General features: G+C 65.1%; 6 protein-coding genes. 4 read left to right on the top strand and 2 right to left on the bottom strand.

Features of this window, described 5'->3' with window-relative positions; all coding sequences use genetic code 11:
- Positions 1-223: 223 nt before the first annotated feature.
- Complete coding sequence (locus ACPEES_RS22990) at positions 224-505, bottom strand: helix-turn-helix domain-containing protein (RefSeq protein WP_435106762.1); 282 nt, start codon at positions 503-505, stop codon at positions 224-226.
- 95 nt (positions 506-600) lie between these two features.
- A complete protein-coding gene (locus ACPEES_RS22985) occupies positions 601-837 on the bottom strand; it encodes a hypothetical protein (protein ID WP_435106760.1) in 237 nt (78 codons plus the stop codon).
- A gap of 139 nt (positions 838-976) precedes the next feature.
- On the opposite strand from ACPEES_RS22985, the gene ACPEES_RS22980 reads away from it, so the two are divergent.
- The 4 genes from ACPEES_RS22980 to ACPEES_RS22965 all read left to right on the top strand — a co-directional run bounded on the left by ACPEES_RS22980 (position 977) and on the right by ACPEES_RS22965 (position 3,182).
- Positions 977-1,180, top strand: a complete 204-nt coding sequence (locus tag ACPEES_RS22980) for a hypothetical protein (protein WP_435106759.1) — start codon at positions 977-979, stop codon at positions 1,178-1,180.
- On the top strand, positions 1,177-1,407 hold the full coding sequence (locus ACPEES_RS22975; protein WP_435106757.1) for a hypothetical protein: 231 nt from the start codon (positions 1,177-1,179) through the stop codon (positions 1,405-1,407). The genes ACPEES_RS22980 and ACPEES_RS22975 overlap by 4 nt, the downstream gene beginning before the upstream one ends.
- 575 nt (positions 1,408-1,982) lie before the next feature.
- A complete protein-coding gene (locus tag ACPEES_RS22970; RefSeq protein WP_435106755.1) occupies positions 1,983-2,660 on the top strand; it encodes an FAD-dependent monooxygenase in 678 nt (225 codons plus the stop codon).
- Positions 2,661-2,849: 189 nt separating this feature from the next.
- On the top strand, positions 2,850-3,182 hold the full coding sequence (locus tag ACPEES_RS22965; protein ID WP_435106764.1) for an FAD-dependent monooxygenase: 333 nt from the start codon (positions 2,850-2,852) through the stop codon (positions 3,180-3,182).
- The last annotated feature ends 12 nt before the right edge of the window (positions 3,183-3,194 follow it).

Genomic DNA, 3,194 nt, shown 5'->3' with positions numbered 1-3,194 from the left:
GTTGCTGAAAGCAGCACTTCCAGCATGGCACTTGGATGCCGAATAAGGCGGCGGGAGGAGTCCATCCCATCACTCCATCCGACGCAGCTAGCGCTGCGCGGCTGAGCTTCATTGTTATGCCACGCCTTGGTTTCGGTGCGTTCAAAGCTACCCGGTGGTTCAGGTCATTGCCCTGATGGGCAATGACCTGAATCTGTTTGTGCGTTTCCGGAAGAACTGTGTCTCATGCTTCAGGCAAGTTCTTGGGCGTTACGGCCAACTCCGGACTGATGTGCCCGTTGGCCGCATCCGTCTGGTCAGTCAGTAACCAATAAGCATACTGCGGCCACATGCGGCCGATGGTCTGCAGCATCGGGCCCTTGGGCTCGTTGCGGCCCTGCTCGATGCGCATGATGGTGTCCTTGGGGATGCCGGTGCGTTCGGCGAACGCCTTCCGGGTCAGGCCTTCGGCCTCGCGTATCTGTCGAATCTTCTCGCCTAGACCCATTGACAGGTAGTCACTCATGACTACACTAGTCGACAAGTAGTCACTTGTGACTAAGTGTTGATCTTGGATTGTGGACGCTTGCCGAGCATATGGAACCGCTCACTCTTTACCTCTCAGGACGCTTCAACGCTGTCGGTCGAGCTGTCGCGGGGCTTGGCGAGAGCCGGGCTGATATGCCCCTTCTCGGGGATCGTGTCCCCGGTGAGCAGCCAGTAGCTGTATTCCGGCCACTTCCTGGCGATAGGTTCGAGGACGTCGCTACGTGGGGAGCTACCCCGGCGCTCGATCGCTTCCAGTGTGCGCATGGATACACCGATGGTCTCGCCGAAGCGCGTGCGGCCCATGTCCATGCTGGTCCTGATTTCCCTGATCCTGTCGCCAATCGTTGGCATCCCGCCATGGCGGCATGTACTGCGTTTGCCCTTACCTCAAACGCCGTATACCCGCCTTCCCTGTGACATAGAGTGTATCGCTGTGCAGGACAAGCATATGGAAATGCCCACCCTGGAACAACCGAACGTCTGTCTGATGACCAGGCAGCGCTTCGCCCATCTCTCCGGCCTTGGCGAAGACGTGGTGCGCGGCATGATCAGCCGCGGCCAGCTCCCGACGGTGAAGCTCGGGCGTTACCGCATGGTCAATCTCGAAGCCCTGCGCCGCATGTGCCGGCACGCGGGGGAGGGGGAATTATGACCGAGCGGGATGCGGTGTTGAACCGCCTGTGCGTGGCGGTGGCGGGCGCGCCGTGTGGCCGGGACGCTGCCTGGGAGGCGACGTTGTCGGCGTTGCTGGATGAGGGGGCGGTGTCGGTGGCTGCGTTGGAGCGGTGTGCGGCGCGGTTGGAGTGGGTGGCCGGGTGTGCCCGGGGGCGGTCGGATGATGGTGGCGAAGGGGAGTGGTCGTTGGCGGCTTGTTCGTGAGGGGCGAGTCGACAGCAGCGCAGTGGGTGGTGTTGCCTGCCGGGGGCGTCGTCCGTCGTGCCGCTCATATCCTCCCGCTTCCCGTGCTCGGTTCCATGGCCGTGAGGCCGTCTCGCGACACCTGCCGTGGGTAGAAAAAGCGTAACTCGCGACAGGAACACGATCAGGCGAGACCTGCCAGCCATGCGATTACCGGGGGGCGTTGATTCGGGCGAATTGGCGCGTCACTAAGCCGGTCACAGGTCATGCCACGTGTCAGAGCGCTTGTGCGGTTCGGCTGCAAGGCGCGTGAGCGAAGGCGTGGCGAGGCTCACGTCGAGTGAGCGCAACGCCACCGCCGGGCCGCACGAGCGCGCCCTTCGGGCGAGCCTGTCGGGCGCTGTCGCGGCGTTGCTCGTCGCTCACGTAGACCTCGCTACACCACGCGCCTCGCGCCCCTGACCATCGAGGCGGCTGAATCGGGCGTCGCAAGCCCCTGGCGGTGGCGTCGCACCTGGGCCTGTCGAAGCGACACAACGCCCGACAGGCTCGCTGACAGGTGGCATGACCTGTGATCGGATGAGTCTGTTTCGCCCATGGATACCGAGGTGGTGATCATCGGGGGCGGGCCCTGCGGGCTCATGGCATCGCTTCTCCTCGAGCGCCAGGGCGTGCCGAACGTTCTGCTCGAGAAGCATCCGCACATCACCGCGTATCCGAAGGCGATGGGGATCACCCGGCGCACGGCCGAGATCTACCGACAGCTCGGCCTGTTGGCGGAGAGGCGCGAGGCGGCGCTCCCGGCGGAGGTCGATGCCGTCCAGATCTGGCTCACGAGCCTCGTGGGCGAGGAGCTCGGCCGCTCCCCGGCCGTCGAGCCGGCGGACGCACCGACGCCTTGCACACGCTTCCACTGCCCGCAGACCCATACGGAGTCCGTGCTCCGGGCGGCGGTGGCGGCCGCGCCGCTTTCCGACATCCGCTTCGGCGCGCGCGTCACGGAGGTCGCGGAAACCGGCGAGGGCGTGACTGCTACCGTCGTGAACCGCGAGTGCGGGGCCTCGAACGAGCTGCGCGCGCGTTGGCTCAACGCGGCGGACGGTGCGGCGAGCCGGATGCGCGAGCGGTTCGGTATCGCGACGCACGGCCCCGGCGATCGCGATCACTTCCTGAACGTCTATTTCCGTGCCGACTACGGGCCGCACCTGGCGGGGCGCCGCTCGATCCTCTACAGCCTGCTCAAGGAGAATGCCACGAGCTCTTCGTCTCGGTGAACGGCCACGACCTCTGGCTCATGCGCCAACTTTCTGCAGCCGGGCGAGACGGCGGACGACTACGACGAGGACACGCTCCGCGAGGTGGTGCGCGCCGCCTCGGGCCTACCGGAGATGCCGGTGGAAGTGCTGAGCGTCAGCTCCTGGATGATGACGCCGCAAGTGGCGGAGCAGTGACGCACCGGCCGAATCTTCCTGATGGGCGATGTGGCGGCACGGTTCTCGCCCGCCGGCGGGCTTGGGCTGAATACCGGCCTGCACAGCGTCGCCAAACTCGCCTGGAAGCCGGCCGCCGTGGTCCACGGCCAGGCCGGCGACGGGTTGCTCGACACCTATGGGCGCGAACGCCTGGGCATCGTCCGGGATATCTTCGAACGATGTGAGGACAATACCGACGAGATCGTCGCCATCGTCGACGCAGCAACCTCGGGGGACTGCGAGACGGCGAGGGCGAAGACGGAATGTGTCAACCTTTTTCCGACAGTGAGCCCTCGGATTGCTAATGAATGTTGCCGGTGCTGACCGGTGGATACG

This window comes from Arhodomonas sp. AD133, assembly GCF_051195215.1.
Lineage (GTDB): Bacteria > Pseudomonadota > Gammaproteobacteria > Nitrococcales > Nitrococcaceae > Arhodomonas.
This window is presented reverse-complemented; position numbering and strand designations above follow the sequence as displayed.

What these genes read in the sequence shown, in the direction of transcription:
- ACPEES_RS22990 (WP_435106762.1), bottom strand. Translation starts at nt 505, where the DNA reads ATGAGTGACTACCTGTCAATGGGTCTAGGCGAGAAGATTCGACAGATA.
- ACPEES_RS22985 (WP_435106760.1), bottom strand. Translation starts at nt 837, where the DNA reads ATGGACATGGGCCGCACGCGCTTCGGCGAGACCATCGGTGTATCCATG.
- ACPEES_RS22980 (WP_435106759.1), top strand. Translation starts at nt 977, where the DNA reads ATGGAAATGCCCACCCTGGAACAACCGAACGTCTGTCTGATGACCAGG.
- ACPEES_RS22975 (WP_435106757.1), top strand. Translation starts at nt 1,177, where the DNA reads ATGACCGAGCGGGATGCGGTGTTGAACCGCCTGTGCGTGGCGGTGGCG.
- ACPEES_RS22970 (WP_435106755.1), top strand. Translation starts at nt 1,983, where the DNA reads ATGGATACCGAGGTGGTGATCATCGGGGGCGGGCCCTGCGGGCTCATG.